22 protein-coding genes are annotated in these 22,211 nt (G+C 42.1%); 10 read left to right on the top strand and 12 right to left on the bottom strand.

Annotation, left to right across the window (positions count from 1 at the left end; translation table 11 throughout):
- Nucleotides 1-5: 5 nt before the first annotated feature.
- On the bottom strand, nt 6-290 hold the full coding sequence (locus HWQ58_RS24120) for an HU family DNA-binding protein (protein WP_010998076.1): 285 nt from the start codon (nt 288-290) through the stop codon (nt 6-8).
- Nucleotides 291-747: 457 nt separating this feature from the next.
- On the opposite strand from HWQ58_RS24120, the gene HWQ58_RS24125 reads away from it, so the two are divergent.
- Nucleotides 748-921, top strand: coding sequence for a hypothetical protein (locus HWQ58_RS24125; protein ID WP_292868173.1), 174 nt, complete (start codon nt 748-750; stop codon nt 919-921).
- A 67-nt stretch (nt 922-988) separates the two neighbouring features.
- On the opposite strand, the gene HWQ58_RS24130 is transcribed toward HWQ58_RS24125, so the two are convergent.
- Nucleotides 989-1,630: a Uma2 family endonuclease gene (locus tag HWQ58_RS24130; protein WP_292868176.1), complete on the bottom strand. Its 642-nt coding sequence runs from the start codon at nt 1,628-1,630 to the stop codon at nt 989-991.
- A gap of 315 nt (nt 1,631-1,945) precedes the next feature.
- On the opposite strand from HWQ58_RS24130, the gene HWQ58_RS24135 reads away from it, so the two are divergent.
- On the top strand, nt 1,946-2,110 hold the full coding sequence (locus HWQ58_RS24135) for a hypothetical protein (RefSeq protein WP_366838529.1): 165 nt from the start codon (nt 1,946-1,948) through the stop codon (nt 2,108-2,110).
- Nucleotides 2,111-2,370: 260 nt separating this feature from the next.
- On the opposite strand, the gene HWQ58_RS24140 is transcribed toward HWQ58_RS24135, so the two are convergent.
- The 6 genes from HWQ58_RS24140 to HWQ58_RS24165 form a co-directional block, all read right to left on the bottom strand.
- Nucleotides 2,371-2,946: a Uma2 family endonuclease gene (locus HWQ58_RS24140; protein WP_292868179.1), complete on the bottom strand. Its 576-nt coding sequence runs from the start codon at nt 2,944-2,946 to the stop codon at nt 2,371-2,373.
- A 269-nt stretch (nt 2,947-3,215) separates the two neighbouring features.
- Entirely contained in the window at nt 3,216-3,458 is a 243-nt protein-coding gene (locus HWQ58_RS24145; RefSeq protein ID WP_292868182.1) for a hypothetical protein, read from the bottom strand.
- A 159-nt stretch (nt 3,459-3,617) separates the two neighbouring features.
- Entirely contained in the window at nt 3,618-5,771 is a 2,154-nt protein-coding gene (locus HWQ58_RS24150) for an AMIN domain-containing protein (RefSeq protein ID WP_292868185.1), read from the bottom strand.
- Between the two features lie 279 nt (nt 5,772-6,050).
- Nucleotides 6,051-6,815 carry a pilus assembly protein PilO gene (locus tag HWQ58_RS24155; RefSeq protein WP_292868188.1) on the bottom strand — a complete coding sequence of 255 codons (765 nt, stop codon included), beginning with the start codon at nt 6,813-6,815 and terminating at the stop codon, nt 6,051-6,053.
- On the bottom strand, nt 6,812-7,588 hold the full coding sequence (locus HWQ58_RS24160; RefSeq protein ID WP_292868191.1) for a PilN domain-containing protein: 777 nt from the start codon (nt 7,586-7,588) through the stop codon (nt 6,812-6,814). Before HWQ58_RS24160 ends, HWQ58_RS24155 begins: the two co-directional genes overlap by 4 nt.
- 4 nt (nt 7,589-7,592) lie before the next feature.
- Entirely contained in the window at nt 7,593-8,699 is a 1,107-nt protein-coding gene (locus tag HWQ58_RS24165; RefSeq protein WP_292868194.1) for a type IV pilus biogenesis protein PilM, read from the bottom strand.
- Between the two features lie 152 nt (nt 8,700-8,851).
- Between HWQ58_RS24165 and HWQ58_RS24170 the strand changes: the two genes are divergently transcribed.
- Nucleotides 8,852-10,150 (top strand): sugar ABC transporter substrate-binding protein, encoded by a 1,299-nt coding sequence (locus HWQ58_RS24170; protein ID WP_292868197.1) that lies wholly within the window; start codon nt 8,852-8,854, stop codon nt 10,148-10,150.
- A 69-nt stretch (nt 10,151-10,219) separates the two neighbouring features.
- On the opposite strand, the gene HWQ58_RS24175 is transcribed toward HWQ58_RS24170, so the two are convergent.
- From HWQ58_RS24175 to HWQ58_RS24185, 3 genes are all read right to left on the bottom strand, one after another.
- Nucleotides 10,220-11,557: a folylpolyglutamate synthase/dihydrofolate synthase family protein gene (locus HWQ58_RS24175; protein ID WP_292868200.1), complete on the bottom strand. Its 1,338-nt coding sequence runs from the start codon at nt 11,555-11,557 to the stop codon at nt 10,220-10,222.
- Nucleotides 11,558-11,640: 83 nt separating this feature from the next.
- Nucleotides 11,641-11,766, bottom strand: a complete 126-nt coding sequence (locus HWQ58_RS24180; RefSeq protein WP_292868203.1) for a photosystem II protein Y — start codon at nt 11,764-11,766, stop codon at nt 11,641-11,643.
- Nucleotides 11,767-12,060: 294 nt separating this feature from the next.
- The gene (locus HWQ58_RS24185; protein WP_292868205.1) at nt 12,061-12,588 is read right to left on the bottom strand and encodes a gamma carbonic anhydrase family protein; all 528 of its coding nucleotides are present in this window, start codon (nt 12,586-12,588) and stop codon (nt 12,061-12,063) included.
- Between the two features lie 239 nt (nt 12,589-12,827).
- Between HWQ58_RS24185 and HWQ58_RS24190 the strand changes: the two genes are divergently transcribed.
- From HWQ58_RS24190 to map, 5 genes are all read left to right on the top strand, one after another.
- On the top strand, nt 12,828-13,340 hold the full coding sequence (locus HWQ58_RS24190; protein WP_292868208.1) for a TIGR02652 family protein: 513 nt from the start codon (nt 12,828-12,830) through the stop codon (nt 13,338-13,340).
- Nucleotides 13,341-13,488: 148 nt separating this feature from the next.
- The gene (locus HWQ58_RS24195; RefSeq protein ID WP_292868211.1) at nt 13,489-13,932 is read left to right on the top strand and encodes a VOC family protein; all 444 of its coding nucleotides are present in this window, start codon (nt 13,489-13,491) and stop codon (nt 13,930-13,932) included.
- A 187-nt stretch (nt 13,933-14,119) separates the two neighbouring features.
- The gene (locus tag HWQ58_RS24200) at nt 14,120-15,088 is read left to right on the top strand and encodes a pitrilysin family protein (protein ID WP_292868214.1); all 969 of its coding nucleotides are present in this window, start codon (nt 14,120-14,122) and stop codon (nt 15,086-15,088) included.
- Nucleotides 15,001-16,938, top strand: a complete 1,938-nt coding sequence (locus tag HWQ58_RS24205) for a pitrilysin family protein (RefSeq protein WP_292868217.1) — start codon at nt 15,001-15,003, stop codon at nt 16,936-16,938. Before HWQ58_RS24200 ends, HWQ58_RS24205 begins: the two co-directional genes overlap by 88 nt.
- A gap of 646 nt (nt 16,939-17,584) precedes the next feature.
- Nucleotides 17,585-18,412: a type I methionyl aminopeptidase gene (gene map / locus HWQ58_RS24210; RefSeq protein WP_292868220.1), complete on the top strand. Its 828-nt coding sequence runs from the start codon at nt 17,585-17,587 to the stop codon at nt 18,410-18,412.
- A gap of 123 nt (nt 18,413-18,535) precedes the next feature.
- On the opposite strand, the gene HWQ58_RS24215 is transcribed toward map, so the two are convergent.
- Nucleotides 18,536-19,873 carry a hypothetical protein gene (locus HWQ58_RS24215; RefSeq protein WP_292868223.1) on the bottom strand — a complete coding sequence of 446 codons (1,338 nt, stop codon included), beginning with the start codon at nt 19,871-19,873 and terminating at the stop codon, nt 18,536-18,538.
- 203 nt (nt 19,874-20,076) lie between these two features.
- Between HWQ58_RS24215 and HWQ58_RS24220 the strand changes: the two genes are divergently transcribed.
- Together HWQ58_RS24220 and HWQ58_RS24225 are read left to right on the top strand one after the other, a co-directional pair.
- Nucleotides 20,077-21,480 (top strand): amidase, encoded by a 1,404-nt coding sequence (locus HWQ58_RS24220; protein WP_292868226.1) that lies wholly within the window; start codon nt 20,077-20,079, stop codon nt 21,478-21,480.
- Between the two features lie 2 nt (nt 21,481-21,482).
- Nucleotides 21,483-22,181, top strand: coding sequence for a Crp/Fnr family transcriptional regulator (locus HWQ58_RS24225; RefSeq protein WP_292868229.1), 699 nt, complete (start codon nt 21,483-21,485; stop codon nt 22,179-22,181).
- The last annotated feature ends 30 nt before the right edge of the window (nt 22,182-22,211 follow it).

The following is a 22,211-nucleotide window of genomic DNA, read 5'->3' on the forward strand; positions in this document are numbered from 1 at the left end:
AGAACCTATGCTTTTGGGGGTGCTACCTTTTCTCTAAACAGTTTTCCTGCCGAGAAGGCAGGAACCCTCGTCGCTGGAATTTCCATCTTTTCATTTGTTTTCGGGTTACGACCTTCACGGGCTTTACGTTCCCGTGATTCAAATGAGCCAAATCCCACCAACGTTACCTTATCACCAGAGGAAACCGCTTCAATAATCGTTTCCAAAGCCGCAGTTAAGACTGCATCCGCTTGTTTCTTGGTAACACTAGCCTTTTCAGCTACGGCATCAACTAATTCACCTTTGTTCATGTCAAACTCCTGAAGGTTTACTTGAGATTTCAGTACGGATGCACATTAATACATTCATACTGAAATATTTGTTCGCGGAAATACAAAAATCATCCTTTGGGAGTATTTTTTCTCAAAACGGCTGTACATCCCATCGGCTCGACTTTTCAATGAATCATTCTAAGGCGTTGTAGCCTGATGTGGATAGATGAAACCATTAATTTATATAGATTTCAGGATTTTTTGTAATTTTAGGGTACTTATTTCACTAAAAACTACCCCAAAAGTAGGAAAAAATACCTAATAAATCCCGCAATCGCCAAGAAAACAGGGGAGTGGAGAGGTGGGAAATGGTCAATGTTTGTTGGCATTCATTACCAATGTTGAAGAGTTATTGCTGAGATTAAGCAATTTTTATGGAAATTGAAGGCTCAGATTCCCGATTTCTCTAAAAAGTCAGGGATTTTGCTCACTTTTCATGTCTTCTGGAAAATCCCAGGCGAAATTTAACCCCATAGCAAGCTTCTTTAGTAGGGAAAGGGGAAAAATTAAAGCCTCTCCCCTACAAGGCTATCCATTAGTCACATCTTTCTTAACATTTGTGGGGCGATCGCTGCAACAACTTTTTCTGGTGCATCCGTTACGCCTCTAACTGTCTCCATGTACTTTAGGATTATTTATTTTTTGCAAGTCCCTTATAAAAAAAATGCTGGAGTGAGTCAATCCTTAGTAGAAGTTTTTTGTTGCACCCAAGCCCGAAAAGCACGAGTAGTAGCAATTTCCCCATTCTTCTTCGCTTCTTGGATAAATTGAGGAATCTCCTTCACTGACACAGGCGCAAAAGTAAGACTGGTTTCGACTTCTGAGTATTGCCCACTTGCAAGCGTGTAAACTCGCAACACACTGCCGTTATAACGCCAAAATTCAGGGACTCCCATTGCAGCATAAAGTCTTAGCTTGTCTATTGCAGACCTGGAATATTCCACTTCCAGCACCAAGTCAGAGGGCGGGTCGGTGGCGAGGTCAATATTTTCTTTATCTCGAACTAATGCTTCATTTTGCATGTAGTAGCTACTATCTGGCTCGGCTCCCCGCTGCAAATCATCCCGCGTTAAAGTTAATGAACCAGCGCGTCTAATTTCCCAACCCAACTCTTCACACAAGACAACAACAAAACCTTCAATTACACGGTTTGAGTTCTCGTGCGGCATTTGTGGGGTCATAATTTCTACGGTTCCATTGTCATAAGCCAGTCGGGAGTTACGATCTGAACCCATTTCAGCCAGCATGGTTTTAAAAGTTTGCCAGCTGATATTTTGAAGTAAAACCCTATTTTCTGCGGATGTTGTTATTGCCACCATAGTTCAGTTCTTTGCAACAAACCTTTTCCAGTACTGTACCCATTAATATTACAGTTAAGGTTGAATGGTGAATCAAGCCAAGGCAAAGAAGCGGTATGAAATTGAATTTAACAGCGGAACAGGTTTTTCAAGCTGGAGGTCTACGAACATAGCCACAACCCCATTTGCTGTTTTATACTACTAAAAAATGTCAGTTCAAAAGGCGTGAATATGAAAATAAAAGAACAACTTATCAAATAAATTGAATCAGCACCAGATGCACTTTTGACTGAAACACTTAATTTCTTACGTTTTTTGAAAACAAAGGAAACTCAAGTGCAACCAACACAACATACTACTGTTAATTCCACAGGAAGCTCACTTCTAGAACATCTGAAAACTATAGTTACTTGGGAAGGCGATGACTTAAAGAAGTGTCTGAAGCTAGTAATTGCTAGCCGTGGTCAAGCAGAGTTTAATGAAGATAATCCTTTTGAATAATGTACCTAATCGATACAAATCACTGTAGTCTAGCTATTTTAGGTAATGTCAATATATTAAGGGGTAATTCGACTTGTGTGTACACCGTAGCTTGGTAAGGGGAAGGGTTGGGGGTGGGGTGTTAGGGACTATTGCAAGAGGTCTAACGTATTCAAAAAGTAAGAACATTATCTATTGAATCTTGGTTTACAAGCTGAAAAATCATATTTTTTCAAATCTTTTTATAGTATATGAGAACTGAAATTCACACACCGAAGCTTTTACCAAATTCGTTGTATATTGAGTACAAAACCAGGTAAGATATTTTCCCCGGAAATATTTTGAGGAAATTTTAAAACTTCTACATCTTGTCCTGGACGATAAATTTCTACTTCCTGTTTTTTTCGGTTGATCAACCAACCTAGACGACAACCATTTTCGATATACTCTTGCATCTTATTCTGAGTTTTTTTCAAGCTGTCATTAGGCGAAAGTATCTCGATCACAAAATCAGGACATAGGGGAATAAACTTTTCTTTTTGTTCTTTAATCAAAGCATCCCAACGAGATTTTTCTACCCAAGAAACATCTGGAGAACGGTCAGCCCCTGAAGGTAAAGTAAATCCAGTTGATGAATCAAAAACTTCGCCCAATTGATTTTGGTCGTTCCAGAACCATATTTGAGCGTTAATAGTAGAATTACTTTTTCCTGTTTCTCCTCCCGTAGGTGGCATTATAATCAACTGTCCTTGGGCATTGCGTTCTAATTTTAAATCGGGGTTTTCTTCACACAATTGATAAAACTGCTCTCTTGTCAGTTTAATTACAGAATTGAGGTTTAATGTTAGTGCTGTCATAAAAGTATTTCCCGTTTTTGTTAGCTGACTGGCTACAAACCTTGAGTTAAAGTTTTTTAATAAAAATTATAAATCACAAAGACGCGATAAATCGTCGTGTTCGTATTACAGTTTAAAAACCGCTTTGGGACTTACCTCCAATTGACAAACTCACTACAAGCAAATAAATTCCCGTTGGGAATATCCTAATATTTCAATGGCTTTCTCAGCAATTCTACCAACACCATCTGTTGCGCTGAGTAATACCCCAGAATCAATATAAGTTATTTTCATTCTTCTCTACCCTGTAGCCCACCTCTGCGACTGGCGAGTTCTTTTTCGATTTCATCTTCATCTAATAAATGTTTACCAGAAGCAACAATCCTAGTGCGAATTTGCTGCAAACGTTCTCCCAATGGGATTTTATTTGCAGAGTTTTTCAAACCAATAAATTCAACAAAATCTAAAACTTCCTCTTGTTTGTCTTGTGGAAGAGAATGCCACTTTGTTAATAACTCTTGTTCTGAACTCATTAGTATTTACCCACTACTGTTACTTCTATTGTGATTGGGTATTTTTATTCTAGAATGACATTTAAACTTAATCCTACTTGTGAACAAGAAGATCCCCGACTTCTTAAAGTCGGGGATCTGAGCCTTTGGCAGAGATAACTCACCTACTTATTATCTTTATTACCTACCAGGAACCTTCAACCCACGACGCTCAAGGATTTGCCGCACTTCTGGGCTAGGGGCGTAGTTATAGCCGTAGGAGGAGTTCTCTGAGTCATCCATAATCTGAGGTGTGAGCAACACAATTACCTCTTGACGCTGGTTCTGTCGGTTTGTACTTCTAAATAACGAACCAATCAGTGGAAGATCGCCTAAGATAGGAATTTTGGTGACAGCTGTCCGGTCTTGGTCTTGAATTATACCACTCAGGACTAGTGTCTGACCATCTCGTAAGCGAATTAAGCCAGAAGTAAGGGAGCGCTCAGACACTAAAATAATTTGTCCATTTCCTGTATCTGCTGGGGCGGAAGGAGCGCTGACAGTAGGAGCAACCGATAGAGAAACGAACCCATTATCGTCAATTCGCTCAATTTTTAAACTCAAGGTTAAGCCAACTTTTTGTTTCTCAATTGTTCTTTCTGTCCTAGAACCACCAGAAGTATCCGTTGTTTCGAGGGTTATATTTCCCACTACTTCTTGAGTCAGATTCACCAGAGCCTGCTGACCTTCTTGCACAATTAAGGTTGGGTCGGTCAAAATCTTGGCATTGCCATTTGTAACCTGAGCCCTCAAACTAGCGAGAAGACTTTTGGTAAACCGATATGGTGATGTAATAGTGCTAGTGACATTATTGATTATCAGTGTACTAGTCAAGCTATTTCTTGCTTCATCACTAGTAGCTGGTCTGGCACCGCCAAAATTCAGAGATGCGACGCCACCATCATTGCTAAAGTAGTTGTTACCAACCCCAAAAGAAAAGCTAGTGTTGTAGTCCTGAATGTTTGAGAGGTTGACATCAATAATCTTAACGTTGACTACCACTTGACGACGGCGGATATCAAGCTGAGTTAGTTGAGCCATCGCAATCTCAATCAGTCTAGGAGGGCCAATTAAGGTTAGGGAATTGGTGCGCTCGTCTCCTAATGCCTGTAAACCTCTTAGTAATGGACTAGAGTCTTGAAAATTAGCGCGTTGGGTTTCTAGTCTGGTTTCCGTGGTTGTCTGAGTTTGGGTGATGGGAGCAGCCGTATTACCCACGGCTACGGCACTAACACTGGTAACTTGTCGTTCGCGGCTGACGGCACTTTCTGCTCCTAAGCCAACCAAAAAGTTCAAGGCGGTTCCCACCGTTACCTGATTGAGTCGCATACTACGCATAACCATGTCACGAGTTGCATTAGGTAGTTTAGCCCCGACAAAAACTGTACGACCACTACGGTTAGCTTCTAAACCACTCAGGCGCAAAACGTAGTTAAACACATCTTGCACTGGCTCATTTTCTATATCTAAAGAAATAGTTTGAGAAACTGCTGGTGCATTGGCACCGGCACCTGGCTGACCTCCACCAGCTTGCTCACCTCCCACATAAGCCAGATTCAAGCCAGCAGCACGGGCAAGCAATGACAAAACCTCGCGCACCGGGGCATCTCGCAGTACTAGGCGGGGTACACGTTCCTGAGTTCCCAAGTCAACTGTGCTAGGAGAAGCATCGGTAGCGAAAATAGCAATATCTCCCACAGGTGGGGCGACGGCTCGAGGTAAGAACGGTGGAGCCTGACTCACAGGTTGACCTGGCCCAGCTGCTTGTGCAGGTTGTCCGTCAATGGTGACTTCCGGGTTAGGAACGAGAACACCTGGATTTTGACCCGGTTGGACTGGAGTAGTAACAGGTGGTGCTGTGGATGTTGGGGCTGATGCTGTAGTGCCTGCCGAAGGGCTAAAGCTGAGTGTAATTCCATTTGGCGATCGCACTACAGGTTGACTGCCAGGTGCATTGTTGCTCCCAGTTACCGTTACCCGAACGCTATTGGCATCAAGCTGATTAACCTCAACAGACGCAATTCCTGGTGCTGGGTTATCTTGACGAAAACTATTACCTTGTGGTAATCGTAATTGAGTGTTGATAACATCGGCGACTAAAGCCTTGCCTCTTTTTGTAGTGAAAACTTGGGGGCGCGACCCAGAAGAAGTTTTCAAAGCAACGCTAATTCCACCATTAACAGGATTTAACTGGACACCAGTAACTTGAGTAATTTGTGCCCAAACTGGTTGAGCTGTCAAAAATACAAAAGCGGCAGTACCTAAAATAAAACTATTACCGTGAAGCTGTTTCACAGTTCATTCCTCACCTTATAAAACTTTGTTTACATACAATTTTGAGTAGGCGGTTAGAAACCACACGCCAATTGCTTATGGGAAAACCCCATTGCCGCTAGCCTCTCCTTTTTGGAGAAGACCGCGCTGGCTTGACTACACGAGACTTTACCCACCTACCCTGCCAGAACGCCAAGGGCGAACGTGAGTTTCAAAACCCTCAATTTTTCCTTAGTCTGCGGGAAGGCTTTATCTACGCTTGTATAGCCGCGAATTCTATTCGTCCCGGCTCTAATTTGACTACTTTTTCGGAGCAGCTTTAGCTGCTGCGGCTATTTCTTCTGGACTAAGTGGCATCAATACCTGTAACTGGAATGATGTATTAATCGCTGCTGGGCCTACCTGCATTGGTGTTTTATCTAATGGGGATCTTGTCTCTGCTGGAGCCAAAGTTGCTTGATAATCTTTAACTATTAACAAAGGCTGTAACCGCTCAATGTTACGAATTATCGATTGTGTTTGTTCATAAGTTGCTGTAATCTCGGCATTGATAATACTGCGTTGCAGCTTGCCGTTAACTTCTAGTCCCAGACTTCCATCGGTAATCGGTTCTGGTTTTTGGGAAATCGGCACAAATTTCTTCAGTTTGGCTCTTACTGCATTAATAGAAGTTGCAGTATTGCCAGACTCAATTAAGCGGTTCAAATCCAATAGCAATGTATCTAAGGTTTTTTCGTTAGCAAATAAACTTAAAACCTGAATTTTTTGCTGCTTTGCCTGTGCTAGTTCGTCTTTAACTTTGTCAATCTGTTTGATATTGGCTTTTTTTTGCTCAATTTGCGCTTGCAGTTCCGAGCTTTTGGCTTGCTGCTGCTGATAGCTTTCCCAAGCTGGCATCAGCAGGTTTAACAATATATAACCTGCTCCCGCTAAACCAATTACCCCCACCAAGATCCCAATAATTTTTGGTGTGAAGGCAATACCAAATACTACAGGTGAGGCTGGCGTTGCCTGGTCGAATTCCCCACCTTGTTCGGCAAAATTTAAATCATCACTCAGCGTCATTTTGAAATGACTCCTGTTTGTTGCATATTACGAATTCGAGTTACTAACCCCACTGTGCCTTTTTTTTCCAACTCCCTGATTAATTCCGACGCTGGAACGTCGTTCATGCTCGATTGAATAGTGTATTTAACTACTTGGGGTGGCTTAATTATTACGCCAGTAGAAGATTGACCCACACCTGATGTTAAGGGAGCATCTACTAACGTTGCTGTCAGAATTCTGGTTTCTGTGGACTTCAAAAACTGAGACTGTTGTAAACTCAATAAGAAATCATTGACATCATTAAAGGAACGAGCCAATCCGTTAATTTCTAATCCCCCTGCCGGATTATTTGGTGGCTGACCTGCCGCTACCGCAATGGGTGGGATTTGCTTGATATTCTCGATTTGCACTGCCGTTGGGATGCGATCGCGCAAATCTTGCAGCATTGCTGACCAAGGACGAATCTGGTCAAATACAGTTACTAAAGCTTGGGTTTCCCCTTTAACTGCGTTCGTCTCGGCTTTGATATTGTTCAGATTTCCTATTTCTGTATCTAACCTCTTGCTTTCTTGGTCTAATTGTGCAATTTGCCCATCTAACTCAACAATCTTTCCTTGCAACAACCACCAACCAACTCCCAATAAAGCTGGAAGTCCTACACCTAGTGCAACTCCCACATACACTGGTGTCAAATCCCCCGTAGGAAATTTTAGGGCTATTCCTCCTTTTCTCTCTGGCTTTTTCTGGTATGCTGGGCGGTCTTTAAGAAAGTTAACATCTAGGCTGTACATTTTGTTACACCTCCCGCATTCCTAGACCGAGTACAATCGCCAAGCCAGAGCGTTGTACCTGTGGATATTTATCAGTGTCCACTTCCAAAGATAAAGACCCGATTGGATCTATTTGGGTAGTTGGCAAGCTCAATCGTTGGGTAAAAAATTCATCTAGCTGTTGAAGTCCACCTCTTGGGCCAGCTAATAAAATCTGCGCTACCTCCAAATTTTCACTTTGATTCAGGTAAAAATCGATGGAACGGCGCAATTCATCCGTTAGTTCTCCCAAGACTCTCAATATGGCAGCCATACCAGGATCGAGTTCGGTAACGCCAGTTTTGCCACCGTCTATAGGAGTTGCAGGAATAACCATTCCGTGTAACAGTTCCATATCTCGTGATGTAGGTAAGCTCATTGCCCTTGCTAAGGCAGTTTGCATTTGATAAGTCCCGATTGGGACTGTGCGCGAAAATTGCGGCACTCCGTTAACGATGATGGCGATTTCTGTACTGTCAAACTCGATATCAACTAGTACTGCTGCTTCTTGCGGCCCAAATTGTCGCAGTTGTTCGCGAATAGTCCGAATCAGAGCAAAACTGTTAATTTCTAAAACATCAATTTGTAATCCTGCCTGCTCGAAGGTACTTATATAGGTATCCGTTATCTCCTTGCGGGTGGCAACTAGGAGTACGTGTACTTTTTCAATGCCATCTTCATCTACAAAGTACCCAAGTTTCTGATAATCTACATCAGCCTCTTCACGAGGATAGGGTAAATACAAACCTGCTTCATGGTTCAGCACCATTTCTCGCAGCTCTTTATCATCTAACTCTGCTGGCACTGGTATAATCCGAACGATAGAATCTCGTCCTGGTACACCAGTGGCAACGCGAGAAGTTTTGATTTTGCTCTCAGCTAGCGCTTGCTGGATTAATTGCGCCATTGCTGGAGGGTCGCTGATTTGACCATCGATAACTATCCCTTCTGGAACTGCTACCGATGTACAGATTTCTAATTTCAAGCCTTGACCCTGCTTGCGTAGCTGAACTACATTCACCCGTTCGGGAGCAAGCTCAATGCCTACTCCTTTTTTCGATTTGCCAAACAGACTATTGAAGCTTTTTACCACAGTTGTGCCCGCTGGACTGCTAAATTGAAAATTTAAATTTGTTGCAGTAAAGGCGTTATATATTACGTCTTTACGGGTAATTTATTTAGCCTATAATCTCAACAATTCTGTCTAAGCTTTTCACACCGATCAAGCGTAAAAATACTGGGAAAATGATTCAATTGCGAAAATTTAAACAACTTGTTGCTTTGGTACTGCTTGGCTTAATAACCAGTTGGGTTGTAAGTTGCAGCACAGGTAATGTTAATACAAGTACAAAACAAGCTACTTCAGGAGTGGGAACTGTTGAGTTTTGGACAATGCAACTCCAACCTCAATTTACCGACTACTTCAAAGGCCTAATTGCGAATTTTGAATCGCAAAATCCAGGTATAAAGATTAACTGGGTTGATGTACCTTGGGCGGCAATGGAGAACAAAATATTAACAGCTGTCTCCGCAAAAACGCCACCTGATGTAGTTAACTTGAATCCGGGTTTTGCTTCCCAACTTGCCGGACGAAATGCTTGGTTAGATTTAGATACGAAAGTCCCAAATGATGTACGTTCCTCCTATCTGCCGAATATCTGGGAATCTTGTACGCTTAATGGCAAGAGTTTTGGGATTCCCTGGTATCTCACCACACGGCTAACCATTTATAACACTGATTTATTAAAACAGGCAGGTATCAATAAAGTCCCTGCAACCTACGCAGAATTGGCACAAGCCGCGCAACAAATTAAAGATAAGACGGGGAAATATGCCTTTTTTGTAACTTTCGTACCGCAAGATTCTGGTGAAGTGCTGGAATCTTTTGTGCAAATGGGAGTCACCTTAATAGATGCTGAGGGTAAAGCGGCGTTTAATTCAGCACCAGGGAAAGCCGCGTTTCAGTATTGGGTAGACTTGTATAAAAAAGGGTTGCTTCCTAAAGAAGCTTTAACCCAAGGACATCGCCACGCGATCGATTTATACCAATCTGGAGAGACGGCGTTTCTAGCTTCTGGGCCAGAGTTCCTGAAAACGATCGCGAATAATGCCCCGAAAATTGCTCAAGCTTCGGGAATAGCACCTCAACTGACTGGTGACACAGGTAAGAAAAATGTCGCGGTGATGAACATGGTTATTCCCCGTGATAGCAAACAACCAGACGCTTCTGTTAAGTTTGCTTTATTTGTCACCAATGATGAAAATCAGTTAGCCTTTGCTAAAGCTGCAAATGTTCTACCTTCTACAATCAAAGCATTGTCTGATACTTACTTTAAAGATGTTCCAGCTAATGCTTCAACAATAGAAAAAGCGCGAGTTATTACTGCCCAACAACTGCAACAGGCAGAAATATTAACCCCTACTTTGAAGGATTCTAACAAACTGCAAAAGGCAGTTTACGAAAACTTGCAAGCCGCAATGTTAGGGCAAAAGACGGTAGATAAAGCCGTAGAAGATGCGGTGCAGCAGTGGAACCAGAGGTAAATTTGGGCATTGAGCATTGGGCATGGGGCATTGGTTATTTTCCGCTGCCTCCTCATCTCCCTCATCTCCCTATTCCCTATTTCCCATTTGTAAAAAATCGCCTACTAAATAAAGGGAACCACACAAAACGATTAAATCGTCTGTGGTTTTGGTTGAGATTACGGCTTCTAGTGCTGTGAATAAATCTGGATGTATTTGGCGATCGCTTAATTGGGGACAGAGGCTGTAAGCTAGGTTTGATAAGTAGTCTAGGTCAGCGGAAGTTCTACCGGGCCAAGGTTCTACTGGTATTGGCACTAAATAAAGGCGATCGCCTGGTCGCAGTAAAGCGGTAAAAATATCAGTATGATCCTTATCGGCAAACATTCCCATAACCCAATTGACGGGTTTGTGGTTAACTGCGTCTAAACTATCAACATACTGGCGGAGAACTTCGGCGGCGGCGGCATTATGAGCGCCATCAAGTAATAATTTATGGTTTTTCCAAGTAGTCCATTGCATCCGCCCTGGCCATTTAGTTTTTGCCATACCGTTAATTATGGCTTCTTCAGAAATCTGCCAACCTTGTTGTTGGAGAATTTCTAAAGCTGCTATTGCCAAAGCTGAATTAGTTAACTGAATTTGTCCCGCTAACGGCAAAGGGTATTTAATTAATTTTAAATTTTGAATTTTGAGTCGCACCTTTGGTGCGCTAGAAGCGCAACTTGAATTTTGAATTGTTTCATACTCTGCCCATCCTGTAGTGATTTCACGGGCAGGTTGAGGTGTAAAAATCGGGCATTGTAATTCTAAAGCACGCGATCGCACCACTTTGTCTGCCTCTGGTGGTAATGGCCCAACCACAACAGGACATCCAGGTTTGAGAATACCTGCTTTTTCTCTAGCAATATCAGCGATGGTAGGGCCAAGTTGCTGCCAGTGTTCCCGGCTAATGGAAGTAATCAGCGTAACCAGAGGTTCCAAACAGACATTGGTAGCATCTAAGCGCCCTCCTAGTCCGACTTCTACCACAGCCACATCAACTTGCTGCTGGGCAAAATATAACCAAGCGGCAGCCGTAATTACTTCAAACTGAGTTGCCGATTCGTCATCAGGGCGAATAACCGCTTGGACTTTTTCTAATAATTGACTCAATTCCTCAGAGGAAATTTGCTGTTCATTCAGACAAATACGTTCCGTCCAATCAACTAAATGGGGGGAAGTGTAGCGTCCTGTACGATAACCAGCCTCAGTGAGTACGGAGGAAAGATAGGCACAAACTGAACCTTTGCCATTAGTGCCAGCAATATGAATTACTGGGACTTGGTGATGAGGATTGCCAAGATTTGCCAATAAATTGACAATGCGATCAAGTCCCAGATGGACGCCAAAGCGTTGCAGCGGTTGTATTAAAGAATCAATATCCAAGGAAGGGGTAGTGGGGAGTAGGGAGATGAGGAAGCAGAGGAGCAGGGAGGAAATGCCCAATGCCCCATGCCCGATTAATCAATTTAGGCTTCCCGATCAAAAAAGCCTTGAATTTGTCTTAAAGCCGCAGCGCCAATATTAAACACTGCCCAGCTGGCAGCAATAACAATTGGTGCTAAAACGATCGCTATACGGAAATCGATATCCATATCTAGAACCCCTCTCTTATGTAGAAATTAAAGTTTTGTCAACTGCTCTCATTTTTATTTTTAGCTGAAGTGGGCAATTTTTCCAAATACAAATGTAAAGAATGTTTAATTTATAGGGCATTGGGCATTGGGCATTGGGCATTGAAAAGAAGCAGAGGCGGAAAACTCTTCTTTCTTACTTTCTCATCTTCCCCAGTCCTTTTCTTATCTACTAGACGCTGCGCGAATGGTAGCACTACGGGCAACGTAGGCTCAGTACAAGTGTCCAATCCCCAATGCCCCATGCCCTATTCCCTAAGACTTGCTAAAGCCAATATCAGTACCCTTACCAGCATGAACTAAAGCTAACTTATGGTAACGTTTAGCGTGTTCAATCAGTTCTGCGGCTTCAACGTCTGTTACTTGGCGTAACACTTTCCCAGGAATACCGACAACTAGGGACAAAGGCGGTACATTTTTAGTTACCACTGCGCCAGCACCAATAATGCTACCAGTACCCACTCGTACCCCATCTAAAATCACTGCGCCAATGCCAATCAAACTTCCACGCTCAATGTAAGCAGAATGTATTACAGCGCGATGCCCTACGGTAACATGATCTTCTAAGATTGTTGGAAAACCAGCATCACCATGTAAAATTGCACCATCCTGAATATTTGTGCATTCGCCAATTTCAATCCGTTCTACATCTGCCCTAACCACTGCTCCATACCAAATGCTTACTCCTGCTGCTATATTTACCGAACCCATAACAACAGCATTGCCCGCAATGAAGGCAGCTTGAGAAAAATCAGGAGATGTCCAGTAAGAAGCGGTAGACACGATAGAATATGAATATGGTACCCAGGAACACTGGAGAAACTCCAACCTTTGAGACTGGTTGCACAACCAGGATATCACAGCGTCAAGCCTCTACGCTGAGGAAAACACTAGTGAACAATGTTCCTGCCGCAACACCGTGTCTATGCAGGAGCGAGCAAGTAACCCAAAGTGGTTGAGCCGAAGTGTATAATTCAACCCACTAGTGCTGGTGAAGACAAAATTATGTTTGTACGCACTTCATGATGAATCCAGGTTTGCAGTACCCGATGTTTGGGCCGGAAATACAGTGTCCCCATTGTCGCCAGACTATTCCGGCGCTGACACTAACAGATACCTATTTGTGTCCTCGTCATGGCGCGTTTGAAGCTAATCCTAAAAATGGAGAGTTAATCCATTTGCAATCGGGGCGTCATTGGCGGAGGTGGAATAATGAATGGTATAGACAACATACTCATCCTGATGGTATTCGCTTTGAAATTCACGAAGCATTAGATAAGCTCTATACCCAAGGCTTTCGAGCAACACGAGTGATTATTGCTCGACGCTATCAGGAATTGATGAGTGGCTACTTGGAACGCAGCACCCCTTGGCGTTCTGGACAACCAGAAGCTACTGCTGCGCGATTGTACGGTTTACCCGTGGAGTTTAGCCCCGATACTTCAGATGATGCCTGTTGGGAAGTGATTAATTTTGACTTGGAAAAAGAGCCTGGTGTCCCTGTACGCTACCCTTATTTCAGGTTGTTTGAGTAATGGTCAGTAATTAGTGCTGAGTTATGAGTCCTGAGTTCTGAGGGAGAAGAAGTTTTAATTGCACTCAATTAAAAAGTTTTTAATGCTTAGGATTTAAGTGTAAGGTCTTACTCAGCACTCGCTACTCAGCACTCAGCACTACTGTATTATGCACCACGCTTCTATTCGGACTGCGAATATTCATCGAGCGATCGCTTTCTACGAACTTTTAGGGTTTACAATCTCAGAACGCTTTACCACAGGCTACACCCTAGCTTGCTGGATGGAAGGATTTGGCGGCAGAATTGAACTGATCCAAATTCCCGAACCAAAACCAGCCCCAGATGCTTTTGCTGATGAGCATTATGTAGGGTATTATCATCTCTCGTTCGATTTAACTGAGATTACACCAGATTTACCTAGCTGGTTGACAAATTTGCAAAAGTGTGTTTTGCTAGCTGCTGAGAGTCAAACCGAAGGATTAGAACCGTTGAAGGTACTTTTAGAACCAACACAACAGCAAATAGGCGATCGCATTTACGAAGTGGCTTTCATCGCCGATACTGATGGCTTACCTCTGGAATTCATTCGGGTTTTAGCAAAACTTTCATAATTTAGCTTTTTTATTATCTTTGTTGCTAATATTTTGTTTTTCTGTATTGTTACCGAAGTCACAGATTTTTTTGCCAGATTAAAGTGTAGTCTCTCTCGAAAATAACTATGTAACTTAATTTACAGATATATCTGCTAAATACATGTATGGATTTTCCAAATTTTATTCTAAATTTTATAAATATCCTTTGCCGTTATTACTTTTAAGTTTATGGCTAGTAGCTGTTTTTTTGTTGAGCGATCGACCTGCTCATAGCCAAGATCCAGTTATATTTACTAACAAAGAAAAATATCAGTCAACCTTGCTAGCAAAAAGAATAATGCCCTCAACACTGACAGAAAATGTCCGCAAGACAGTACTAGAGAATGGTCTAACTGTCCTGACAAAGGAAGTGCATACTGCGCCAGTGGTGACGGTGCAGGTGTGGTACAAGGTTGGCTCACGCAACGAAGAACCGGGTATGAATGGCATTGCCCACCAGCTAGAACACATGATGTTTAAAGGCACTCGAAATCATCCAATTCAATTTGGACGTTTGTTTAGTGCTTTAGGTAGTGATTCCAATGCTTTCACCAGCTACGATCAAACTGCATATTACGGTACTGTGGAACGAAACAAGCTGAAAGCGCTCTTAGTGCTGGAAGCTGACAGAATGCAAAATTCCCAGATTGAGCCAGAGCAATTAGCGAGTGAAAAGCGCGTAGTAATTTCGGAGTTGCAGGGTTACGAAAATAGTCCAGAATATCGCCTCAACCGTGCTGTCATGCAAGCGGTGTTTCCCAATCATGCTTATGGGTTGCCTGTAGGTGGCACAAAAGCTGATGTCGAGAAGTTTGAAGTTGAGCAGGTAGAAAAATATTACCGCAATTTTTACAGTCCCGATAATGCCGTCTTAGTAATTGTTGGAGATTTTCAAACTGCAAATGCCCTCGAAACAATTAAAGAGGAGTTTGGCAAAGTAGCGAGGCAGGAAGCAGGGGGCAGGGAGCAGGAGGCAGGAGTTATTTCTCTATCACTCAGCACTCAGCACTCAGCACTCAGCACTCAGCACTCAGCACTCCCATCGTATTGCAAGAACCGGGAGCAGGGCGGCTGTTACAAGTTGTGTATCCGCTACCAGATGCAAATCAACCGGATGTCCCGGCGCTGGATGTGATGGATTACATTTTGACAGAAGGACGGAATTCTAGACTTTATCAGGCATTGGTGGAGTCAGGTTTAGCTAGTGAAGTTACAGCATCCGTTACCAGTTTGCGAGAATCTGGTTGGTATGAAGTGTTGGTAACGGCTGGTTCTAAACAAGATTTGAAAAAAATTGACTTAATGTTGAGTAGCGCGATCGCCAATGTAGCAGAAAAAGGCGTAACATCTGAGGAAGTAGAACGAGCCAAAACTCAATTAACAGCAGATGTAATTTTGAGTAACCGTGATATCACCTCTCAAGCAATGCGATTGGGCACTGATGAAACAACTGTTGGTGATTATCGCTACACAGACCGCTATTTGGCAGCTGTTCGTTTGGTAAAGCCAACGGATGTTGTTGCTGTGATTAGCAAATATCTGACAAAAGAAGCGCGGACAGTAGGTTTTTTTGAGCCAACCCAGAAGTTGATAACAGAAGTTGCTGACAAACCAGACTCAGCCCAAACTACAGAAAATTTCTCTCCTGGCGCACCCGTGCTTTTTTCTGAGGTGATAAAGTACTTACCGCCTGTGGATTTGGCTACAGATGCGATTCCCCAAGTCTTACCAGATGAATTTAAATTTCCCAACGGATTGCGGATATTATTGTTGCCCGATGGGAGTACTCCCACCGTTACCTTGAGCGGCTATATTCAAGCTGGGACGGAATTCGATCCAGAGAATAAAGCTGGATTAGCTGCTTTTGTAGCAGATAATTTGCTAAATGGCACTAAGAGCAAGGATGTTTTAACTATTGCTAAAGTCTTAGGAGAACGAGGGGCAAGTCTAGACTTTCAAACCTACCGCGAAGGTGTACATATCGAAGGTGATAGTTTAGCAGATGATTTGCCGATACTCCTGGAAATATTGGCAGATGTTGTTAAAAATAGTACTTTTCCAACCAAAGAGTTGGAACTGCATCGCCAACAAACCATAACTGATTTGCAACAGGAATTAGATGAGCCATCAGAAGTAGCCAGAAGAGTATTTGTTCAGTCAATTTATCCGAAAAAACACCCCTTACATACCTTTCCCACAGAGGAGAGTTTACAGCAGATTCAGCGCCAGGATCTGATTGATTTCAAAACTAAACATTATCGTCCAGACACTACAGTGCTAGCGCTGGTGGGAGATTTTGATCTAGACAAAGTGCGATCGCTGATAAAAAATAAGTTTGGAGACTGGGAAGTTAGCGGAAAAGCACCCATATTAAAATATCCCCCGGTGGCAATGCCGGAGAAAATCGTCAGTGTTAACCCAGTTTTACCAGATAAAGCCCAAGCTGTAACTTATATGGGTTACACAGGCATTAACCGTTACGATCCTCGATTTCATGCAGCCTTAGTATTGAACCAGATATTGGGAGGCGATACCTTATCTAGTAGACTAGGTGCAGAAGTGCGCGATCGCCAAGGTTTGAGCTATGGAATTTATAGCTCCTTCCAAGCCGGGAAGAATGTAGGGACATTTTTGATTGAGATGCAGACTAGTCCTGAAGATAGCAGTAAAGCGATCGCTAGTACTCGCCAAATACTACAGCAAATCCATCAACAAGGTGTAACTGCACTGGAAGTAGACACAGCTAAACGCACTGTCATCAGCAACTACAACGTTTCCTTGGCAAATCCAGAGGAATTAACAGATAGAATTCTGATGAATGAAGTGTACGGACTAGATAAAGTAGAATTGCACTCTTTCACTGATAAAATCCAGAAAGTCACCCTTGCCCAAGTTAATCAAGCGGCTCGTGAGTTACTCCACCCAGATGGAATCGTAGTCGTTACTGCTGGGCCATCTGTGTTAGCAGAGAAAAGTATTAGGTAGAGATAAGGCACTAGGCATGGATAATATAAAGAATAGGTAAAGTGGTTTTTCCCACAAGCCCTAATTATTCCTGCTCATCAACATTGCCTTTTAAGAATTAGTGATGAAAATTTATAACTGTTTTTACGAAATTGTAATTAAATCCCTTAGTTTCACAATTCCTACTTGGGTACAAATATTACGGCGTAACTACGTGATATTAACGTTGCTCCTAGCTCTAAATTTCATCGCTGCTACTCCAGCAATAGCGGCGAATTTGTTTAGAGATTTGCTCAAGTAACCACCTACAGAAATTACAGTTAGCTTGGGTAATTCAGCTATTGAGCTAAATACAACATTTCATTAAATTCTCTGCGTACCTTTGCGCTTACCTTCGTGACCCTCTGCGTTTAAATTTCAACCCTCATTTTAGACAAAACTGTACCAACTCCCATAGTGCGTTGTGAAAAATAACTTAGGGCATTTTTGATTCAAACCCAACACATTAGGAGTATGTAAATATGTTATTCTATATACATTAGCGTCCAAAACAAAAGAATCCCTATCAAGGATTAAAATAACTTAAATTATAGATATTATTTCTCAATCAACCCAGAGAAAGCATTGATACTTCAGCGTCAGAGCCACCAGTAATTATTAATTTCCCATGAACATTTTCAGTAACTTACTTTCTCAAGCGACTCAACCTGCACCTGCGAAAAAACAGCGCCGAGGAATTGAAATTAAATCGCCGCGTGAAATTGAAATCATGCGACAATCATCGACAATTGTAGCAACTGTACTAAAAGAAATTTCCAAGCTAGTAAAGCCAGGAATGACAACAGCTGATTTAGATGCTTATGCAGAAAAACGCATCTGCGAAATGGGTGCAACACCGAGTTTTAAAGGATATCACGGTTTTCCAGGTTCTATCTGTTCCAGCATTAACAATGAAGCAGTACATGGCATTCCTAGCCCCAAGAAAGTGATTCGCGTCGGGGATGTATTAAAAGTAGATACGGGTGCTTATTACCAAGGCTTTCATGGTGATTCTTGCATTTCAATTGCTGTGGGTGAAGTGACGCAAGAAGCTGCTAAATTAATTCGCGTAGCAGAAGAAGCTTTATATAAAGGCATTGAGCAAGTTAAGGCTGGTGTCTACCTGCTCGATTTAGCTGGAGCAATTGAAGATCATGTGAAATCTAATGGTTTTAGTATAGTCGAAGAATTCACTGGACACGGTGTCGGTCGTAACCTGCATGAAGAACCTTCAGTATTTAACTATCGTACCCGCGAGATGCCAAATGTTAAACTTCGGGCGGGGATGACGCTGGCAATTGAGCCAATTTTAAATGCGGGTTCCAGACACACACGAACATTATCTGACCGTTGGACAGCAGTCACAATGGATAATTCTTTGTCGGCTCAATTTGAGCATACAGTTTTGGTAACGGAGACTGGTTATGAGATTTTAACCGACCGTTCAAAGGTGTAATTAGTAGTTGTAATTATCTGTTGTTAAAGAGGTAAAGCGTCGAAACAGAGCGATTTACCTCTTTATTTTTTTACGAAAATCGAAAGGCTTGGATTCGTGACTTTGCCATTTATCTTGCGCTTCCTACCGAACTAATAGTGAATGAGGCGAATTTTGTACAAATAAATTAGCTTCTATTGCTAGGTTTTGGGTTGACTCTAAGTTTGCTAAGGTTTTCTTTTCAATTAACACTCTTTGACTTATAGATTTATAGTTAATTCGATAGTAAGCCAATTTCTTTTTTGCTCGCTCAGAAACTGATGTTTCATTAGGAATACTATCTAACAAGATTATTGCCTGATGCCATTTAGTTTCTGCTTCTTGCCAGACTTGTAGAGGATGCGGCGGATTTTGAACCAGAGAAGCAGCCTCCATACCGAGTTTTTGAGCAGATTTAAAGTTGGCGATCGCACTCTCTTCTTGAGTTAAACTTAGGCTCATCTGCTGCAATTGTGAACTTTGCTCTTTAATTTTCCAATCACCAAAACCTAAGATTAATAAACTTGAGACTATGACCAAAGCCGAACGTACTATTTTTTGTGTCGAAAATGGTACTATTTCTACATGCTGGCTAATAATTGGTTCTTTACTACTTTCCTGTTCAATCTTTTTTAGGGCTTGTTCTGCCTGTTTCCTTAAAGTATCACCCTGAATAATTACAGCAGCAATTTGTTCTTGGAAATAATCACAATCATTGAGAATATCTGTCAATTCTTGAAATTTTCCTTCACTTGATATAATTAATTCGTGGTCATCATCTAACCACTCTAAAGTGAAGCCAGATTTACCATAAAAAACAGACACACCTAATAAAATATTTAATAAGCTACGACTATTTTTAATGGTAATAAAAATATAATTTAACTTATGTTGTAATTGTAATAAATCATTTTGATAATTGCTAATTTTTTGAATTTGACACTCTAAAAGATTAGAGTTACCAAAATCTAAGTTAAGCTTTAAGCTTTCAGAAATTAACTGAAAATTGGCGGTTAGGCTGAGATGATTAATATCAGAATTTATTTGATTGGCTAATTGAATATCACTGAGAATATCAGCCGCTATTGCTTGCAAAAAATAACCCCATTCAATCCAAGAATCAATTTTGGATTGTAAATCAGTTAATGAAATTTTAGTTTCTGAGTTGCCAAATTTTTCTGCGAGGACTGGATCTACTAATCCAACACTAGGTATAAATAAAGTAGCTCCTGTGATTAATCGAGGAAGTGTAGCGATCGCCGAATTTTTGACGTTCTCAAATCTCAATTCCTGAGCAATTAATTTTTTAATATTTCGGAGTTTTTCCTGAGCATTATTAATCGGGATAATTTGTTCGATGATTTCATTAGAATCGCCAATAGTCAGTTTTAGACTCTGAATTAATGTTGGCAATTCACTAACAAGTATTTCTAGGTTAGCCATAAATACCTCTTAGGGATTTGTCGAAAGTTTATACGAAACAATTAAAATGGCTTGAGTAAGAACCACGCCTATTGCATCTGAGCATCCTAAATGAGTCACAAATCTTAGGAGCTATAAAATGTATAGTTCCCGGAAATCCTGCTAAAGTAACAATTTCAGTTTAAAAATCCCAGAGAAAGACAAAATTACCCATTCACTAACCTATGAATGAAGTTGATTTAGCATTTACCCCAGCACTAGAGTTGGCGCAATTAATTCGTCGCCGGGAAATATCACCGCTAGAGTTGGTAGAAATATATTTAGAACGGATTGGGCAATTAAATCCTCAATTAGGAAGTTATTTTACGGTGACGGCAGAATTAGCGATCGCAGATGCCAAAGCCAAAACAGAATTATTGACAACTAGCTCAGAACTACCACCATTTTTTGGCGTGCCGATTTCCATTAAAGACCTCAACGCAGTAGCGGGTGTTACTTGTACTTATGGAAATCCGGCATTACTGAACAATATCCCTAACTATGATGATGGCGTTGTAACACGGATTAAGCAAGCTGGATTTACTATTCTGGGAAAAACAGCCACTTCTGAATTAGGTTCATTCCCATACAGTGAACCTGCGGGTTTTCCCCCAGCCAGAAATCCGTGGAATTTAGAATACACGCCTGGCGGTTCCAGTGGTGGCGCAGCGGCCGCAGTAGCAGCGGGATTGTGTGCGATCGCTCAAGGTTCTGATGGCGGTGGTTCAATTCGGGGGCCTGCGGCTTGTTGTGGTTTGGTGGGAATTAAACCATCTAGGGGCAGGGTAAGTAAAGCACCCGTAGGCGAACGCCTCGCTGGAATTGCCGTCAACGGGCCAATCGCCCGCACTGTTGCTGATGCTGCTGCCCTTTTGGATGCCATATCTGGGTACATGACAGGCGATCCTTACTGGTTGCCCGATCCCGAACCATCATTTCTCGCTGCTACTAAGACAAAACTTGGTGCTTTGCGAATTGCCTTTGACACTAGCATTTCTCCTTTGGGAGAAGCTGACGCAAACTGTCAACAAGGTGTTCGCCAAACAGTCCAGTTATTAGAACAACTCGGCCACCACGTTGAACAGAAATCCCCAGATTTTAGCGGTTTAGTTGAACCATTTCAAATCGTTTGGCAAGCTGGGGTAGCTGCATCAGGACTTCCTGTTGAAGCTTTACAGCCATTGAATCGCTGGCTATTTGCACGTACAGGTTCTGTTGCCCAGTACCTGCAAGCAGTTTCCCAAATGCAGGTAGTGGCATGTCAGATTGTGGCGTTTTTCGATACCGTGGATGTGCTGGTATTGCCGGTTTATCTACATTCACCCATCCGCGTTGGGGAATGGGCTTCGCTGAGTCCAGAAGAAACATTCCAAAATATTATTGAGTGGGTTGCCCCTTGTCCGCCTGCGAATGCAACTGGACAACCTGCGATCGCAATTCCTGTGGGCTTTGACAGTAAGGGTTTACCCATAAGCGTGCAGCTAATTGGTAAACCTGCCGCTGAAGCCACAATTATCAGCCTAGCAGCACAATTAGAAGCGGCTAACCCTTGGATTGATCGTCGTCCAGCTTGGGCAATATCGGGCTAATCATGCAGGCATCTCTAGAACAACTTTCGCAAATTATCGTGTTTGCGGGTTTAGAAACAGCAGAGAAGATCGGTTTGCAACCTGACACTCAGGTACAAGGCTATCGCAAAGGGGAGATTATTCTTCATGAAGGCGATCGCTTACCAGCAAAACTCTACGCCGTTGTTAGTGGATCAATTCAAGTTACCAAAACAGCAACAACCGGAAAAGAAACAATTCTCCGCGTCTTAGCTGCTGGGGAAATTTTTGCGGCTCCGGCTTTGTTGGGAAATGGAATTTCTCCGGCAACTGTCACTGCTGAATCTGATTGTGAAATTCTCACTGTAAAGCGAGATGCTTTATTAAAAGCTATTGGTCAAAATCCTGAAATTGCCTTACGAATGCTGATGGTTTTTAACAGTCGGATTCAGCAATTACATGAAACAGTCCACGGATTAGTTTCTGAAAGAGCTATTGTTCGCCTTGCCAGATTAATACAATATTTTGCTGCCGAATCTGGAACTGAATCTACTTGCCAAGGCGAATGTTTAAAAGTCAAATTATCTTATTATCGAATGGCTCGAACTAGTGGTATTACTTACGAAGAATGCGTGCGATTAATTAAAAGTCTCAAGTCGGTAATTGCTTATCGCCGTGGTGGGACGATTATAATACTTGATGCTGATAAATTAGATGCGATCGCTTCGGGAGATATAGATTAATAGTGGCGCACAGCTAGTTGTGCGCCCTTA

Origin of the sequence: Nostoc sp. LPT, from assembly GCF_017115165.1 — a bacterium.
In the GTDB taxonomy this organism is placed as follows: Bacteria; Cyanobacteriota; Cyanobacteriia; order Cyanobacteriales; family Nostocaceae; genus Nostoc.